Raw genomic sequence first — 16,687 nt, forward strand, 5'->3', positions numbered from 1 at the left:
ACCAATTTTGGTGGGACGCTATTTTCATATCATGATGTGACAGAGCTGTAAGTTTTTTCCGTATCTGCTTTGTGGTAAACTTAATAGAAAATAGGCAACTAGGGGCGAATATTGTGATAGTTGGATTAGGAATTGATTTAGCTGAAATCGATCGATTTGAAAAAGCACAGGCAAAGAATAGTCGTTTTGCTGAAAAAGTATTAACGGCAACGGAATTCGAACTGTTCAATCATTATACAGGGCGCCGAGCGCTAGAATTTTTAGCCGGGCGCTTTGCAGTCAAGGAAGCCTTTAGTAAAGCCTACGGGACGGGGATTGGTCAGGTGAAACTCCAAGCGGTGGAAACGCTGAATGATCCGCAAGGTAAACCGTATATCAAACAAGATTTATTCGATGGCGCAGTCCACGTTTCGCTTTCACATACAGCAACACTCGTGATTGCAGAAGTTATTTTGGAAAGAGGTTAAGACATGACAGTCGGGTACTTACGACCAACACGTATTTTAGTTGATCAAAATGCAATTTATGAAAATCTTCAAAATGAATTAAAACACCTTGAAGGCACAGATACCGTTATTTTCCCAGTATTGAAAGCTAATGCTTACGGTCATGGTCTCATACCAGTTGCGGAGGCCGCTCAAGCAGCCGGTGCCGCTGGTTTTTGTGTGGCCTTATTGGATGAAGCTTTAGCGTTGCGGCAGGCTAATTTTACAGAACCAATCTTGGTTTTGGGGATTACACAACCTAGTGAAATTGAATTAGCAGCAGCCAATCAAATTTCATTAACAGTTGGGTCACTCGAATGGTTACAAGAAGCGGCTGAAATTGCACAACGAGTGTCTTATTTCCATCCAATTCACATTCACCTAGGCATTGATAGTGGTATGGGGCGAATTGGTTTTAGAGACGAAGCTGAATTATTGGCTGCTGATGCGTTTATGAAAGCTCACTCTGATTATTTCGATTTCGAAGGGGTGTTCACGCACTTTGCAACGGCAGACGATCCCGATGATACTTATTTTAAGGAACAGAGCGCCCGGTTTAATCAGTTGATTGCAGCATTACCGCAACGGCCTAGATTTGTCCACGTTTCTAACTCAGCAACGAGTTTGTGGCATGCGGCATGTAATGGCAATATTATTCGAATGGGCATTAGCCTATATGGGCTCAATCCTTCGGGCACGGCTATTCCTGAGTTACCTTATTCGCTTAAACCAGCACTTGGAATTGAATCGGAACTAGTCTTTGTTAAACAGGTTGCCGCTGGGACCAAAATTGGGTATGGTGCGACGTATGAAGCCGCTGAAGGTGAATGGATTGGCACAATTCCAATGGGCTATGCTGATGGCTGGTTGAGACGGATGTCAGGCTCAACGGTCTTAGTCGATGGCCAACGTTGTGAGATTGTGGGCCGCATCTGTATGGATCAAATGATGATTCGCTTACCAAAACGTTATCCAGTCGGCACGAAAGTGGTCTTTGTTGGTAAGAGTGGCGACGATGAAATCACACTACAAGAAGTAGCTGATTATGCTGATACAATTCATTATGAAATTATCTGCGATCTATCAGATCGAATTCCCCGTGTGTATACTGGATTAGATGAACACTAACGATTAACAATTTTGCTTATCTTCATTTCTGTGTTAGGATTAATACAGGTTAAAAAGTGTTGATTTCGGAGGCTGATGAAGATGGAAGCTAACCACGAACAATTATCCGTTAACTTAGACGTTAAATTAGTACAAGAGATTAAAACCTGTTGCGAGGTTTACGGCCTTGAGGAGAATGATTTGATTCAAGACGCCATTCATGAATTTATGGCAACCCGGCAAACCAAGGTTGATAACGTCATTAACGGCTATGTCGAAATGGCTAATCTTAATAGTCAAATCGCCGCTGAATTCAACGCATGTGAAAGTGAGGCATACGCCCACATTCGCACAGTTGATTTATCCTAATTGGAGGGATAGAAGTGGGAGAATTGATACAACGCGGTGATATTTATTATGCAGATTTATCACCAGTAGTAGGATCAGAACAGGGTGGGATGCGTCCCGTGTTAATTATTCAAAATGACGTGGGCAATCATCACAGTCCAACAGTAATCGTGGCGGCCATTACGGCGAAGATTCAAAAGCCTAAGTTGCCAACACATGTCGGTATCACAGCTAAGGCCAATGGTGTTGAACGTGATTCTGTTATCTTGTTGGAACAAGTTCGGACGATTGATAAACAACGCCTCAAAGACAAGGTGACGCATTTAGTCGCTGAGAAGATGCGTCAAGTCGATCGTGCGTTAACGATTAGCGTAGGGCTCCAACCTGTTTTGAATCCTTAATACATAAGTTAGTGCGAGAGTCTCAGGTTAGGTACCTGGGGCTTTTTCTTTTTGATATCGAGTGTGCAGATATGCTATGATAGTAATCGCATTGAAAAAACGTGGTTCGTAACCATCCCACGCTAAAAAACTAGGAGGATTATTAAATGACTAATCAAAATCGCTTACGTAGTGTGATCTTAAATGGCTTAGTGGCTGCGCTCTACGTGGTATTATCACTATTTCCGGGGGTGCTGGGCCTTGCTTCTAGTCCCATTCAGTTCCGAGTATCAGAAGGGTTAAACCATCTGGTTGTCTTCAACAAAAAATATTTATGGGGCGTTTTTGCCGGCGTGCTCGTCTTCAATTTCTTCTTTAGCTCTGAAAATAAGATTTTGGATACGTTATTTGGCGGCGGCCAAACCTTGTTGGCGTTATTAGTGCTAACGCTCGTGATGCCCCATCTAAAGAAAACATGGCAAAAAATGTTAGTTAATATCGTTTTATTCACGGTATCGATGTTCATGATTGCTTGGATGATTGTTTTAACCGGCTCAACGGCTAAAACGCAAGTGCCATTCTGGCCAACCTATGCCACATTGGCGATTTCAGAGGCTGTTATCATGACGATTACCGCACCAATTATGTACGCGGTCGATCAAGTCTTACATTTTGAACGACAAATTTAATAGCAAAAAAACGGCGCTAGGACAAAAGTAATTTTGTCTTTAGCGCCGTTTTTACTATCCGAACATTGATGGTGTAAACGTGCTTTTTGAAACTGACTTCTGTGCTTAGCGTCACTCGTCAAACAACTGCCTACAGCAGTTATTCACCGAGCTGTGCTAATGCTCAAAGTCAAAGCGTTTCAAACACACTTTTTTTCTTAAACGTGCTTTTGTCAGTAACTTTCTGTGCTTTGCTAAACTTGTCAAACCGGTGATTTCATCACCAATTCGCTAAGTTCTGCAAATACTCAAAAGCTAGCCACTGACAACGCACTTCTTTTAATTTAAATCACATTTTCAATTTCGTCAGAATCATTACGGAGAACTTTGCCTGATTGTAAGTCATCGATTTCGGGTACTTTAAAGCCTTTTTTCTCAAGTTTGTTGGTAATCTTCTTGAGGATTTCGATATCTAAGCCACTAGGCAATGTGAAGAGTGTCCGACGAACGAATTCGTCTTGCTTAGCATCTAAGGTCATGCAGCTGGCAATCGATGTGTATTTAGCGATAATCTTCGACATGGCAACCAAATCCCCTTGTTCACCGGCAGAAAGGACCGTGAGCACATAACTGCTGAGTTCTAAGTTCCAAGCTTCCGAAAGCATGTTAAGCAAGGTACTATGCGTTAAAATACCAAAGAAATTGCTGTCTTCATCTAATACAGCAATATAAGGTAAATCCTTGATATTAAAGAAGACTTTGAAAAATGGCGCGTCAACCGGAATGTACTTCGTCATATTCTTCAAGAGACTTGTGACGGGTAATTGCATGTCGCCCCCTTGAGATTTATGCCGGTAGATGTGCATTTTATAAATATTGCCACGAAAAATTTTACCGCTGGCATCCAAAACAGGGACACAACGATAACCGGAATCTTCCAAAATGGTTAAGGCTTCTTCGAGCGTCACGGATTCTTCAATCGTGGTTAAACGTTCTTTGGGTAACACTAGGGATTTGATTAACATAAGCATTTCTCCTTAGATTAAAATTCTCTCATATACTGATGTAATCATAGCATACCATTGCCGGAATTAAAATAACTAGTTTTTCGACTTGGCGAAAAAACAATTAAATATTAATGAGATTTAAAAAGGCCCTAAAAAGACAATCGTATGAATTGCTTTTTAGGACCTTTTTTAAGTTGTTTTAGATGACGACCACTGGAATCCCTTCGCTAACGGTATTGTAAAGTTGGGCCATAATTGTTGGTGGTGTATTGATACAGCCGTGTGAGCCATGTTCTTTATACCAAGTGCCGCCGTATTTAGGTTGCCATGGCGAATCGTGAATACCAACGCCGGTTTCGTCGATTGGCATCCAGTAATTAACGGGACTTGCGTACTCGCTAACGCCGTCAAAGTTGGTTCCTTTTAGAGTAGCGTTCCTTTCTTTCTTCCAAATACTCCAGACACCGCTTGGCGTTGTTTGAGGTGGTCGTGCTGTCACGACATCGGTTTGAATTGTCACCTTACCGTTTTGATAGAGCCACATATGTTGTGCTTTTTTATCGATTTCGATGTAGGTTGAACCGACACTGCGATCTTTTTGTGCCATTCCAGAACCACGAATAACAGCAGTTCTAGAGAAGTCTTTGCCTTCAGGGACTTCTTTCATGAGGGCGCTAATTTCATCGGCAGGTGAGATACTCCAACCGTAGATACCGGCAGGCACGGTGACCGTTCCTTGTTTCGTTGATTTAAAGGTTAATGGTTTATCATAAGTATCGTATTTTGTCTTGAGTTGGTAAACGTAATTAGAAACGGCAGTTTTATCAAGTGACACTGCACCGTTGTTATTAACTAACCAACCTTGAATAGTGGCCTTAGGGACTGTGAACTCGTTACCGTTAACTGAATAGTTAATTTTTTCATCACTGATGGTGGTCATTTTCTTAGCCGTTTTTTGAAGGGCTGAGTCGGTTGATTTAATAGTTGGCACAGTGTAGTCCTGCTTTAAATTAATCGTTGTTTTCCCTTGGTTAATGGCTGTATTGATTGTTTTGGCAAATTTTGCTTGATCAATTTGGTTGCCGTTGACTTCCTTAACAATCTCAAAGTTTTCATTAATTAACTTAATCGTTGCATTCTTAGAAGCTGTTCGACCGGTATTTAACTTAGCAGCCGTTTGATCTGTAAATTGCTTAAAAGTTTGTTGATTTAAAATGAGGGCATTTTCAGATTGTAATTTCTTCGGATTGCTTAATTGATGACCAAGCCAGGTCCAACCGTTTTGTGAAGTTTGAATTTTCTTCAAAAGGGGTTGGAAGTTATGGCTAAAACCAGCTTCCTTAGCTGTAAAAGATAAGCGGGTTGTTTGATCTTCTTTTAATGTAAATTTTTGATGATTGACTTGCTTGAGTAATGCTTCGTTAGCTTCGGCAGGGGTTTTCCCGCTAATGTTGGTACCAGCAACTACCGTGTTTGGTAAAAATACTTTGTTGTAGTGGAGACTCATGGCCGAATAACCACCGATTAAAATAACGGCTGCGATGCCCAAAGCGGTATAAGTTTTCTTTGAAACCTTCACAACATCAACTCCAATCTTTCTGATAGATTAATCATACCCTAAATAGTTTTTAATTACAAAGGACGTTAACTAATAGTAAGCATACTAGAAAGCACCTTAAAAAGAAATATGAAAGGTTGATTATTAGATAATTTTAAGGAAAGATAAATAAAGGGCTTAACAATCTATTGATAGCAGGCGCAATTATTAAAATTAAATGAATGGTTTCGATAAGCTAAAAAGTGGTCTTGGTTAATTTTTTAGTAGAAACTAATCTCTTGATAAGGATACGTGAAGTTTGTGAAGAAATTTCGAATAGTAGAATAAAAAATAAATAAAGATATTAATAGTATTAATATTTTGTGTTAATATTTTAACAATTAACTATTGTCAACGATATAGTATTGCGATATGATAAGTGATGTTAACAATATTAAAAGGGCTCTGGATAAGCAATTAGACGATTATGCAAATTTGCCATAACAATGGTTTTTGAACATAAATCAAATGTGAAAATAAAGATTAAATGTTTTAATCATAACTTATATTTTATATACAAGTATTTCGGTAACTAATTATTGGGATTGAATAGATCGTATAAACTAAAATGGTATATGCCCTATACGAATGCCAAACAATTAAAAAATAACTATTTTACATAGGAGGTAAGATAATGGTCGGTAAAGCAGATACAAGAATGCAAGTATTAGGGGAATGGTACTCAAAATTACAGCAAATCGCAGCAAAATTAAATACAATTAGTCGTAAGTATGACGTTAGTTTTGAACAATTTTTGGTGATTGAACAAATCATTGAAGAGGAAAGAAAATCACCAAGTGAACTGGCTGTTTTCTTCAAAACATCATTACCAGCGGTTTCAAGAAAGTTAAATCTACTACAATCTAAGCAGTTGGTTTACAAAGTCCGCGGCGAACAAGATGATCAGCGTCTGATGCGGGTTAATGCGACGCCTGAAGGGGTTGAAATTTACGAATCGATTAAGGCGGAATTGCTGACTTGGGATGCGCAATTAAAGGATCGTGATATCAACTTGATGTCGATGGTCAATCATACTTTAGAACAAGCCAACTAAGCGTCAGTAAAACATCAAAAAAGGGCCCAGACAAAGTTAACTTTGTCTGGGCCCTTTTTAATTAGCAATAATCGAGATTATTGGCGAGTTTCGATATCTAATTCTTCAAAAGCTTTTGTAACGATATCTTTTAATTGTTTTGCAGATTTGTGCATGCTTTCCATTTCGTGGTCTGTCAATGGAATTTCAAGGATGTTAGTAATACCTGAACGGTTGATAACAGCAGGTGAACCGATAAAGATATCGTTCAAGCCGTATTGGCCATCCATGTATACTGATAATGGTAAGACAGCATTTTCGTCGTCTAAGATAGCCTTAGTAATACGAGCTAATGCAGTACCGATACCGTAGAATGTAGCACCTTTTAAGTTAATGATTGTGTAAGCAGCGTCGCGAACACTTTCGAAGATCTTAACAAGTTCTTCTTCTTTAACTTCTGGATGAGCTTTAACCCATTCAGAAATCTTGATGCCACCGATGTTAGCATGTGACCATACAGGGAATTCTGTATCACCATGTTCACCCATGATATAAGCATGGACCGAACGTGCGTCAACGTTAACCATTTCAGCGATATCTTTACGGAAACGAGCTGAGTCAAGTGATGTACCTGAACCGATAACGCGTTCCTTAGGGAAACCTGATAATTTCCATGTAGCGTAAGTTAAGATATCAACTGGGTTAGCAGCAACTAAGAAGATACCGTTAAAGCCTGATTCAACAATAGGATCAACGATTGTCTTCAAGATTTTAAGGTTTTTGCTTACTAAGTCTAAACGTGTTTCACCTGGTTTTTGTGGTGCACCAGCAGTGATAACAACAACGTCAGCATCTTTTGCATCTGAGTATTCAGCAGCATAGATTTTCTTAGGAGAAGTGAAAGCTAATGCATCAGATAAATCGATTGCATCACCTTGTGTTTTTTCTTTAAAGATATCTACGATACCAACTTCTTGTGCAATACCTTGTAATGTTAAAGCATAAGCGTAGCTAGAACCAACAGCGCCGTCGCCGACGAGGATAACTTTTTGGTGATCTTTTTCAATGTTTGCCAATATAATGACGTCCTTTCTGTAAAACAATTCTTCATTTCGAAAACCAGTATAGCATAATTTGCATGAAAGTTCGCTAATTTTGTTTAAATTTTCAGAAAACTATTTATTTCCTAATATAGAAAGAAAAACGGGTATGGTATAATAAACAGCAATAACAAACGTCGACTGGGGAGAGTAACTTCTCAGTATTTTTGCGTTATAACGGCGATTTTGAAGAAGAGGTAAGACAAATGAAGATGATTGTTGGTTTGGGGAATCCTGGGAGTAAATATGCAAAAACAAAACACAATATTGGCTTTATGGTGATTGACCAATTATGTGAAAAATACAACGTAACACTCAATAAACATGATTTTGAAGCAGAATATGGCAGCTTCAAATACGAAGGTGAAACAGTCTTATTAGTTAAACCACTGACATTCATGAATGACTCTGGCCGCTCAGTTGGCCCATTGATGAGTTACTACCAAGTTGGGATTGATGAATTATTAGTCATCCAAGATGATATGGATTTAACGATGGGCAAATTACGCCTCCGCCAAAAGGGTTCAGCAGGCGGTCATAACGGGATTAAAAGTATTATTGCGCACACGAAGAGCCAAACCTTCAAGCGGCTTAAAATTGGGATTCAACATCCTCAAAAAAGTACGGTGGTCAATTGGGTTCTAACACCATTTGATAAAGATGGCGCACCAGTGATTAATCAAGCGATTGATCAAGCCTGCGAAGCAATCGACGATTGGTGTCAAAACGACGACTTTATGAAGACAATGAATAAATTTAATTAGAGTGCTTTTAGTGCTTGTTTAGATTTTGAGCACTAGCCTAGTATCGTGAATAATCGGTGCAACCGATTGTTTACGATGCGTAGCTAGGCGCAGAAATCTAGCACTAATGGCACAGTTTAAAGGCCATATCGCCCATTTTTACCAGTCACAAAATTCAAGAAAGTAAGGGACCTTTTGAATGGATTTAATTTCAATGTTGGGTAACACCCAGCAAGTGCAATCCGTATTAGAAAATCAAAAGCCAGGCGTCAGACAACTGCTTACGGGCCTTTCGGGCTCAGCCAAGACGCTTTTTTTGGCGACGATTTATAAACAACAGCGTCAGCCGTTATTAATCATCGAAAGTAATATGTTTCAAGCCAATCAGGTGGCTGAGGATTTAGCTAATCAGTTAAATGGAGACCAGATTTATACCTTTCCTGTTGAAGAAGTGATGGCAGCCGAGATTGCAGTTAGTTCACCAGAATCTAGAGCTGAGCGTGTGCGGACGTTGAGCTTTTTGGCGACGGGTAAAAAAGGGATTGTTGTCACTTCAGTTGCAGGGATGCGACGGTTATTGCCAACTGTACGGCAATGGCGCGATAGTCAGACCCAGATCAAAATAGGCGGCGAAGTCGATCCGAAAATTTTAGGCGCACAGTTAGCCGAAATGGGCTATCATCGCGATAAATTAGTCGGTAAACCTGGTGAATTTGCAATGCGGGGCGATATTATTGATGTCTTCCCGCTTGATACGGAAAATCCGGTCCGGATTGAACTCTTTGATACTGAGGTTGATGCAATTCGCTCATTTGAGGCGGATACCCAACGGAGTATTGAAAATCTTGAGAGTGTCGACCTCATGCCAGCAACTGATTTACTAGCGAATGCGGCCCAACTTGAAATGGCCGGAGAAGCACTGCAGGCCGATTATCAGCAAGCAGCAGCCAAGATAACGGCCAAAGATGATCAAAAGGCGTTAGCCGTGAACTTTGAAACGCCGATTAGTCGATTATTGGCAGGCGAGCGCTTGGAAAATTTAGCGCTCTTCGTCGATTATCTTTACCCCGATCATACGAGTTTAATTGACTACTTTAAGAACAGCGGGTTAGTGATTTTTGATGATTATCCCCGCATTCAAGAAACGCAGCGTGTCTTAGCGGAAGAAGCCGCTAATTGGCAGACTGATATGTTGGGCAATCGCCGCTTACTGCCGGCACAAAAACTATTAGTCGATGTTCATCATTTAATGAAGCAAGATCAACACCCGCATTTATATTTATCCCTATTTCAAAAAGGGATGGGAAAGCTAAAGTTAGATACGTTAGGCAATATGCCAACCCGCAATGTGCAACAGTTCTTTAGCCAAATGCCATTGTTGAAAACGGAAATGAGTCGTTGGCAAAAGCAACAGCAAACCGTCGTTGTTTTGGTATCAGATGCCAAACGGGTGAAGAAAATTGACCAAACCTTCCACGACTTTGAAATCGAAGCGACGGTTACAACGAAAACCAAATTGGTGGCTGGTCAGATTCAGATTGTCCAGGGCTCATTGCAAAATGGTTTTGAGCTACCAGATTTAAAATTAGTCGTTCTGACTGAAAAAGAATTATTTAATACCGCGCCGAAAAAGAAAGTGCGCCGGCAAACGTTGGCTAATGCGGAACGCTTAAAGAGTTACAGCGAATTAAAACCAGGTGATTACGTTGTTCACGTCAATCACGGGATTGGTGAATACGTCGGGATGGAGACCTTAGAAGTCGACGGTGTCCATCAGGATTACATCACCATCTTGTACCGGGATAATGGGAAGCTGTTTATTCCAGTGACCCAGTTGGACATGGTTCAAAAATACGTCTCAGCCGAGTCCAAAACACCTAAGATTAATAAACTAGGTGGTGCAGAATGGCAAAAGACGAAGAGTAAAGTTTCCGCGAAGATTGAAGATATTGCGGATGATTTAATCGAATTGTACGCGCAACGGGAAGCTGAAAAGGGCTATGCCTTTCCTAAAGATGATCAATTACAAGCTGATTTTGAAAATCAGTTTGCGTACCCAGAAACGGATGATCAACTACGCAGTACGGCTGAAATTAAGCACGATATGGAAAAAGTACGCCCAATGGACCGCTTGTTAGTCGGGGATGTGGGTTTTGGGAAAACTGAAGTTGCCTTGCGCGCTGCCTTTAAAGCAGTGGCAGCTGGTAAACAGGTCGCCTTCTTAGTACCCACCACGATTTTGGCCCAACAACATTACGAAAATATGTTAGCGCGGTTTGCGGATTTCCCAGTCGAACTCGGACTGTTATCAAGATTCAAAACGCGTAAAGAAGTGACGTCTACGCTTAAAGGCTTGGAAAAAGGGCAAGTGGATATCGTCATTGGGACGCATCGTCTATTATCAAAAGATGTCGTCTTCAAGGACCTTGGCTTATTAATTGTCGATGAAGAACAACGATTTGGTGTTAAACATAAGGAACGACTCAAACAATTAAAGGCGCAAGTCGATGTGTTAACCTTAACGGCAACGCCAATTCCACGGACGTTACACATGTCGATGTTGGGTGTGCGGGATCTTTCTGTTATTGAAACCCCACCAACTAACCGGTACCCCATCCAAACTTATGTGATGGAACAAAATGCTGGTGCGATGCGAGAAGCGATTGAACGGGAATTGGAACGCAATGGACAAGTCTTTTACCTGCACAATCGGGTCAGTGATATTGAACAAACCGTCGATGAGATTCAAGCACTTGTGCCAGAGGCAACCGTCGGCTATGCACATGGTCAAATGACGGAGGCCCAACTAGAAGGGGTCATTTACGACTTTGTTCAAGGTAAGTATGATGTGTTGGTCACAACCACGATTATTGAAACCGGAGTTGATATGCCCAATGTGAATACGATGATTGTCGAAGATGCTGATCACTACGGCTTGTCCCAACTGTATCAATTACGGGGGCGGATTGGCCGGAGTAGTCGGGTCGCTTACGGGTATTTTATGTATAAACCGGATAAGGTATTGACCGAAGTCAGCGAGAAGCGTCTGCAGGCCATTAAAGACTTTACTGAATTAGGTTCCGGTTTCAAAATTGCGATGCGTGATTTATCGATTCGAGGCGCCGGTAACTTATTAGGTAAACAACAACACGGCTTTATCGATTCAGTCGGTTTTGATTTATACTCACAAATGCTCAGCGAAGCAGTCGCCAAGAAACAAGGCAAGAAAGTGGCGGCTAAGACTAATGCTGAGATTGATTTGAAGCTCGAAGCTTACTTGCCGGATGATTATATTAATGATCAACGGCAAAAAATTGAAATTTACAAACGAATTCGTCAAATGGATACGGAAGCGGCCTTTACGGAAATTCAGAGCGATTTAATCGATCGCTTCGGGGATTATCCCGTTCAAGTCGCGCATCTCTTAACGATTGGCCAATTAAAAATGAATGCCGATGATGCGTTAATCGAAACGATTAAACAAGTCAAAGACAAGATTCAAGTCGTCTTATCACCAAAAGGGAGTCGCTTAGTTTCTGGTGAACAGATTTTTGAAGCCTTGTCAGCAACTCGCTTGAAGGCAACGGTCGGTTTTGAACAAGAAAAATTAAGTGTGACGTTAATTATCCAACCTAAGATGAAGACTGGCGATTGGTTACGTGAATTGGCGATTTTTGTGGAAACACTCGTTGAAATCGAAAAGAAGCAGTTGGCAAAATAACCGCTAGTTACTGGTAGCGATTATCGGAGGGATTCGATGCAAAATAAACAGATGCAACATTTAATGAAGGGCGCAGTTGTCTTATCAATTGCCTCCTTTGTTGCCAAGATATTGAGTGCGGTCTATCGGATCCCATTTCAAAATATGGTTGGCAACACCGGGTTTTACGTTTATCAGCAAGTTTATCCCATTTATGGAATTGGGATGACGTTTGCGCTAAGTGGGTTTCCGGTTTATATCTCTAAAATTGTAGCTGAAGAAACAGCCCCGGCTGAACAAACCCAGATTTTACGACGGTCATTTGCGCTATTAGGGTTGTTCGGCGCACTAATCTTTTTCTACTTGCAATATCAAGCACCGACAATTGCGGTGGCGATGGCAGATGCTGAATTGGCACCATTAATCAGAATGGTGTCATACATGTTCTTATTGATGCCGTTTTTGGCGGTTACACGGGGGTATTTCCAAGGCATCTTCAATATGATTCCAACGGCTACGTCACAAGTGGCTGAACAACTTGTCCGGGTGGTCGTGATTATCCTGGCGGCGTGGTTATCACTGAAGCTACACTGGTCCGTTTATGAAATGGGAACCTGGGCGATGTCCGGGGCCTTTTTCGGGGGTCTGGTAGCGACAGTCGCTTTATTGAAACCGGCGGAAAAGGCCTTCGTGCTCAGAGGGACAAAACCGAAGGGCATTAACCTAGGTGCGTACCGTTCATTGGCTAAACGCTTATTAATAGAAGGGGGCTCAATTTGTCTGTTTGCTTCATTAATAGTGTTATTACAGTTGGTTGATTCATTCACGGTTAAAAAAGGCTTAGTGGCCAGTGGCTTAACCGAGGATTTTGCTAAAAACCTTAAAGGGATATTTGACCGGGGCCAACCGCTCGTGCAATTAGGCTTAGTTATCTCGATGGCTTTTTCATCGACATTGATTCCAAGTCTTTCTCGTGCGCGTCAACAACAGCAAGATCATCAATTCCAACAAGTCGCTGAATCATTGATTCATATCAGTTTAGGCCTTTCAGCAGCGGCAACAACCGGCTTGATGATTCTGATGCCTCAAGTCAATTACTTGTTGTTTGGGGATGCAGATGGGAATAAAGCCTTAGTGTGGTACATGCTAAGTATTGTGATTATTGCGCTAATCAATGCCTGCAATAGTGTTTTACAGAGTTTGGATCAGTTCCATAAGACGACGATTGCGCTATTGATCGGCCTTTTCGTCAAAGTGGTCATTAATCAATGGCTCGTACAACATTTCCAAATTGTGGGTGCGAGTGTTGGGACTGTTATTAGTTTAGGGGTTGTGTTAGCCTTAATCTTACGGCAATCACCGGAATTGGTGCGAGATGCCCTGGACGGCCAGCATTTTACAGGTAAATTGGTTTTGATCTGTGGCATCATGGCTGTAGCGGTCCGCTTTGTGGTAACCGTCATTCAACCTAGTTTGGTCTCAAGGGGCCAAGCCGTTTTAGGTGCTGGCGTTGGGATTGCAGTCGGGGTACCCGTCTTTATCAGCCTTGCTTTAGCGTGGCAATTATTCTCGATTCGAGAATGGTTAACGATACCGGGTGGTAAACGATTGCTGAAACTAGCACAAAAATTAAAAAGGTAGGCGACACTAATGAGATTAGATAAGTTTTTAAAAGTATCACGGATTATTAAACGACGTTCAGTTGCAAAGGAAATTGCAGATAAAGGCCGGATTTTAATTAATGATCGTCAAGCAAAGTCTTCAAGTAACGTCGTTGTCGGCGATAAATTGGAAATTGGTTTTGGCAATAAAACGATGATTGTCAAGATTACACAAATTATCGAAACAACCAAGAAGAGCGATGCGGCAGAAATGTATGAAATCCTTGAAACTAAGGTTGCAGAAAATTTTGAATAAGGTCTTTTAATAGGCGATATTAGTGGTTTAGTCCAATTTGTTAAGGATAATCACTAATATCGCCTATTTTCGTGATATTGGTTGACGTTGTTTTTATTAACTTGCTATAATAAAGGGATTACAATCAGTGATTGGAGGGGCTAGCGTGAGTCGTAAGATAACGAAGATTGAAAATGCCTATACGAAACAACAGGCGGTTAAACAGAAGGTTGAACAAAAATCAAAACGAACACGAATGGTTCATAAGCGTCGGTTATTAGCGCTCGGGCTGATTGCATTAATTCTTTTTAGTGTTTGCGGCATTCAAATCCTGCAAACCCACCATTCTCTGGCATTAATTGAGAAACAAACAGTTGTTAAAAAACAGTCCTTAAAAAAGGCCAAGGCTAAAGAAGCGGATTTAAAAGTACAAGTCTCTCAGTTGCATAATGATGACTATCTAGCGAAGTATATCCGCTATAAATACTATTATTCAAAGAAGGGCGAAACAATCTATAGTTTGCCCCAGGATAAGGCACCAAATTTAAACGAACAACAAAAATAATTTCAGTTTACAGCCTTGTTTCAAGGGTAAAGCGTGCTATACTTATTTTATTAAATATCACAAGTTTGTGATTAAAAGTTTGACGAGTTCAAACGACCATTTAGGAGGACGTAGTTTTATATGGCAGTTGAAGTTGGTTCAAAAGTTCCTGGTAAGGTAACAGGTATTACGAATTTTGGCGCTTTCGTTGATTTAGGAGAAGGCAAGACCGGATTAGTCCACATCAGTGAAGTTTCTGATAGTTATATCAAGGACATTCACGATGTCTTAACAGTTGGGGACGAAGTGACTGTGAAGGTGATGTCAGATCAAAACGGAAAAATCGGATTATCAATTCGAAAAGCGGTTGATCAACCTAAGGTGCAAGAGCATACTCGGCCACAATCTAGTCGTCCAAATAACAATCGCGGTGGGTATCGTAAACCTGAACATACAAGTGCGCCTAAGAAGGAAGGCTTTGACGATTTATTATCAGGCTTCTTAAAAGATAGTGAAGATCGTTTGTCTACTATTAAACGCAATACAGAAGGTAAACGTGGGGGCCGTGGCGGTCGTCGTAGTTAATCAAAAAAATCATGATAGAGGTTGGGTTTTAAGTTTAGTGATTAAACTTTTAACCCAACCTCTATTCATTTGAAGGAGGGGTAAGATGCTAGAACGAGCTTTTCAAAATGAGATGCGGCGCCACCAGTTTTGGCCGGCTGGCGCCAAAGTGATCGTTGCGACGTCAACGGGGGTTGATTCAATGGTTTTGTTGACCCTTTTGCAACGCCTGCCGACAGCACTTAAACCTCAATTGATTGTTGCCCACGTCAATCATGAGTTACGCGCAGAAAGTGTGGCAGAAGAAGCCTATTTACGGCAATTCTGTTTGGAAAATGACTTAGCACTGCAAGTGGCGCATTGGCCGTTCAAACAGCACCCGCAAACGGGGATTGAGGCGGCAGCCCGTGAATTTAGATATCAATTTTTTGAACGATTAATGACTGCAGAAAAGGCGGCTTACCTCGTCACGGCACACCATGGGGACGATCAGTTAGAAACACTGATGATGAAGTTTATTCGCAGTGGTGAACTGCACGAAATGCGTGGGATTCAAAGCCAACGCCCATTTGCAAATGGCATGTTGATTAGACCCTTGCTACCATTTGCTAAGCAGGATTTACGCGACTTTGCGGTAGCCAATAATATTACGTCTTTTGAAGATCAGACAAACTATGAGACGACCGTCTTGCGCAATCGTGTTCGTCATACCTTGACCCCCTTTTTAAAACAGGAGAATGGTCAAATTTTGCAAAATGCGAATCGCTTCAGCCAGCAATTGACGGCCGTATTGGCACAACAAGCACAATTAACAACGGCATTATTACCGTTACTGGATTTGAAGACCACCGATAAAGTTGTTAGTGGTCAGCTCAAGGCGGTTAAAACATTACCGGCAGCACAACAGACAGCCATCTGGCAATTGGTTATTAACCAGCACTTCGCGCATATTGGCCCGCTCAAAGAAGCACAGTTACAGCAGCTCCATCAATTAGTGCAATCGATGACTAAGCCGCAAGGGCAGTTAGCACTTGGTCAAGGCGTGGTGTTTACCAAAGTCTATGAACGTTTCCAAATTGGTCAACTAACCGGGGATGAAGGCGTGTCGAAAGCTGAAAAAAGTCGAACACTAACGCTAAATCAATGGTGCACGCTTCCAAATAACGAACAAATTGGGATTTTTGAAATTAATCATTTGCCCCGTAAACTATCGGGTCAGCAATTAATCTGGCTGGCAGATGAGCAATGGCCAATTGTTGTCAAACCATGTCAGTTAACTGATGCAATTATGATTGATAAAACCCATCATAAAACACTTAAACGCTTGTTTATCGATTTGAAGGTGCCCCAGGAAAAGCGGCAGAATAGTTGGGGTGTATGGACGCAGGGAACCCTGATTGGTCATCCGGAATTTAGAGTTTCAGCATTGTTTAATCACGAACAAACTGGTAAAATACGGTACGTACTATGTTATGCAAATGAATAAAGAATATTCAGGCTTTACTAAAAAATGGA

At 41.2% G+C, this 16,687-nt stretch carries 16 protein-coding genes and 1 riboswitch; of the genes, 13 read left to right on the top strand and 3 right to left on the bottom strand.

Translation table 11 applies throughout. The features are described 5' to 3' along the window. The first annotated feature begins 113 nt into the window (after positions 1-113). The 5 genes from acpS (at position 114) to ACPBEH_RS09285 (ending at position 3,009) form a co-directional block, all read left to right on the top strand. Positions 114-467 (top strand): holo-ACP synthase, encoded by a 354-nt coding sequence (acpS, locus tag ACPBEH_RS09265; RefSeq protein ID WP_104964519.1) that lies wholly within the window; start codon positions 114-116, stop codon positions 465-467. Between the two features lie 3 nt (positions 468-470). Next, the gene (gene alr / locus ACPBEH_RS09270) at positions 471-1,613 is read left to right on the top strand and encodes an alanine racemase (RefSeq protein ID WP_424348981.1); all 1,143 of its coding nucleotides are present in this window, start codon (positions 471-473) and stop codon (positions 1,611-1,613) included. Positions 1,614-1,694: 81 nt separating this feature from the next. Then, on the top strand, positions 1,695-1,961 hold the full coding sequence (locus ACPBEH_RS09275) for a hypothetical protein (protein ID WP_424348982.1): 267 nt from the start codon (positions 1,695-1,697) through the stop codon (positions 1,959-1,961). A 23-nt stretch (positions 1,962-1,984) separates the two neighbouring features. Continuing rightward, a complete protein-coding gene (locus ACPBEH_RS09280; RefSeq protein ID WP_011375304.1) occupies positions 1,985-2,341 on the top strand; it encodes a type II toxin-antitoxin system PemK/MazF family toxin in 357 nt (118 codons plus the stop codon). Between the two features lie 95 nt (positions 2,342-2,436). Beyond that, positions 2,437-2,481: riboswitch (PreQ1 riboswitch) on the top strand. Positions 2,482-2,487: 6 nt separating this feature from the next. After that, positions 2,488-3,009, top strand: coding sequence for a QueT transporter family protein (locus tag ACPBEH_RS09285; protein ID WP_424348983.1), 522 nt, complete (start codon positions 2,488-2,490; stop codon positions 3,007-3,009). 323 nt (positions 3,010-3,332) lie between these two features. Here the strand turns inward: ACPBEH_RS09285 and cbpA are convergent, their stop codons facing one another. Further along, on the bottom strand, positions 3,333-4,013 hold the full coding sequence (cbpA, locus tag ACPBEH_RS09290) for a cyclic di-AMP binding protein CbpA (RefSeq protein ID WP_011375302.1): 681 nt from the start codon (positions 4,011-4,013) through the stop codon (positions 3,333-3,335). 181 nt (positions 4,014-4,194) lie between these two features. Next, the gene (locus ACPBEH_RS09295; RefSeq protein ID WP_424348984.1) at positions 4,195-5,574 is read right to left on the bottom strand and encodes a peptidoglycan binding domain-containing protein; all 1,380 of its coding nucleotides are present in this window, start codon (positions 5,572-5,574) and stop codon (positions 4,195-4,197) included. Positions 5,575-6,226: 652 nt separating this feature from the next. Between ACPBEH_RS09295 and ACPBEH_RS09300 the strand changes: the two genes are divergently transcribed. Then, positions 6,227-6,646 (top strand): MarR family transcriptional regulator, encoded by a 420-nt coding sequence (locus ACPBEH_RS09300; protein WP_424348985.1) that lies wholly within the window; start codon positions 6,227-6,229, stop codon positions 6,644-6,646. Positions 6,647-6,723: 77 nt separating this feature from the next. Here ACPBEH_RS09300 and ACPBEH_RS09305 read toward each other — a convergent pair whose 3' ends face one another. Continuing rightward, complete coding sequence (locus tag ACPBEH_RS09305) at positions 6,724-7,701, bottom strand: L-lactate dehydrogenase (protein ID WP_104964513.1); 978 nt, start codon at positions 7,699-7,701, stop codon at positions 6,724-6,726. 230 nt (positions 7,702-7,931) lie between these two features. On the opposite strand from ACPBEH_RS09305, the gene pth reads away from it, so the two are divergent. The 7 genes from pth (at position 7,932) to tilS (ending at position 16,658) form a co-directional block, all read left to right on the top strand. Continuing rightward, positions 7,932-8,489 carry an aminoacyl-tRNA hydrolase gene (pth, locus tag ACPBEH_RS09310; RefSeq protein ID WP_011375298.1) on the top strand — a complete coding sequence of 186 codons (558 nt, stop codon included), beginning with the start codon at positions 7,932-7,934 and terminating at the stop codon, positions 8,487-8,489. Positions 8,490-8,667: 178 nt separating this feature from the next. Continuing rightward, positions 8,668-12,189, top strand: a complete 3,522-nt coding sequence (gene mfd, locus ACPBEH_RS09315) for a transcription-repair coupling factor (RefSeq protein ID WP_424348986.1) — start codon at positions 8,668-8,670, stop codon at positions 12,187-12,189. Positions 12,190-12,225: 36 nt separating this feature from the next. Then, positions 12,226-13,809 (top strand): putative polysaccharide biosynthesis protein, encoded by a 1,584-nt coding sequence (locus ACPBEH_RS09320; protein WP_424348987.1) that lies wholly within the window; start codon positions 12,226-12,228, stop codon positions 13,807-13,809. 9 nt (positions 13,810-13,818) lie between these two features. Beyond that, complete coding sequence (locus ACPBEH_RS09325; protein ID WP_011375295.1) at positions 13,819-14,085, top strand: RNA-binding S4 domain-containing protein; 267 nt, start codon at positions 13,819-13,821, stop codon at positions 14,083-14,085. 145 nt (positions 14,086-14,230) lie between these two features. Then, on the top strand, positions 14,231-14,629 hold the full coding sequence (locus tag ACPBEH_RS09330) for an FtsB family cell division protein (protein ID WP_424348988.1): 399 nt from the start codon (positions 14,231-14,233) through the stop codon (positions 14,627-14,629). Between the two features lie 120 nt (positions 14,630-14,749). Further along, a complete protein-coding gene (locus tag ACPBEH_RS09335; protein WP_011375293.1) occupies positions 14,750-15,193 on the top strand; it encodes a S1 domain-containing RNA-binding protein in 444 nt (147 codons plus the stop codon). 85 nt (positions 15,194-15,278) lie between these two features. Further along, positions 15,279-16,658 (top strand): tRNA lysidine(34) synthetase TilS, encoded by a 1,380-nt coding sequence (gene tilS, locus ACPBEH_RS09340; protein WP_424348989.1) that lies wholly within the window; start codon positions 15,279-15,281, stop codon positions 16,656-16,658. The last annotated feature ends 29 nt before the right edge of the window (positions 16,659-16,687 follow it).

It is taken from the genome of Latilactobacillus parasakei, from assembly GCF_049674265.1.
Taxonomy (GTDB): Bacteria; Bacillota; Bacilli; order Lactobacillales; family Lactobacillaceae; genus Latilactobacillus; species Latilactobacillus sakei.

Bases quoted from the DNA above. Each gene is read 5' to 3' on its own strand.
- ACPBEH_RS09320 (WP_424348987.1), top strand. From the start codon at position 12,226: ATGCAAAATAAACAGATGCAACATTTAATGAAGGGCGCAGTTGTCTTA.
- ACPBEH_RS09285 (WP_424348983.1), top strand. From the start codon at position 2,488: ATGACTAATCAAAATCGCTTACGTAGTGTGATCTTAAATGGCTTAGTG.
- mfd (WP_424348986.1), top strand. From the start codon at position 8,668: ATGGATTTAATTTCAATGTTGGGTAACACCCAGCAAGTGCAATCCGTA.
- tilS (WP_424348989.1), top strand. From the start codon at position 15,279: ATGCTAGAACGAGCTTTTCAAAATGAGATGCGGCGCCACCAGTTTTGG.
- ACPBEH_RS09325 (WP_011375295.1), top strand. From the start codon at position 13,819: ATGAGATTAGATAAGTTTTTAAAAGTATCACGGATTATTAAACGACGT.
- ACPBEH_RS09275 (WP_424348982.1), top strand. From the start codon at position 1,695: ATGGAAGCTAACCACGAACAATTATCCGTTAACTTAGACGTTAAATTA.
- cbpA (WP_011375302.1), bottom strand. From the start codon at position 4,013: ATGTTAATCAAATCCCTAGTGTTACCCAAAGAACGTTTAACCACGATT.
- pth (WP_011375298.1), top strand. From the start codon at position 7,932: ATGAAGATGATTGTTGGTTTGGGGAATCCTGGGAGTAAATATGCAAAA.
- alr (WP_424348981.1), top strand. From the start codon at position 471: ATGACAGTCGGGTACTTACGACCAACACGTATTTTAGTTGATCAAAAT.
- ACPBEH_RS09300 (WP_424348985.1), top strand. From the start codon at position 6,227: ATGGTCGGTAAAGCAGATACAAGAATGCAAGTATTAGGGGAATGGTAC.
- ACPBEH_RS09335 (WP_011375293.1), top strand. From the start codon at position 14,750: ATGGCAGTTGAAGTTGGTTCAAAAGTTCCTGGTAAGGTAACAGGTATT.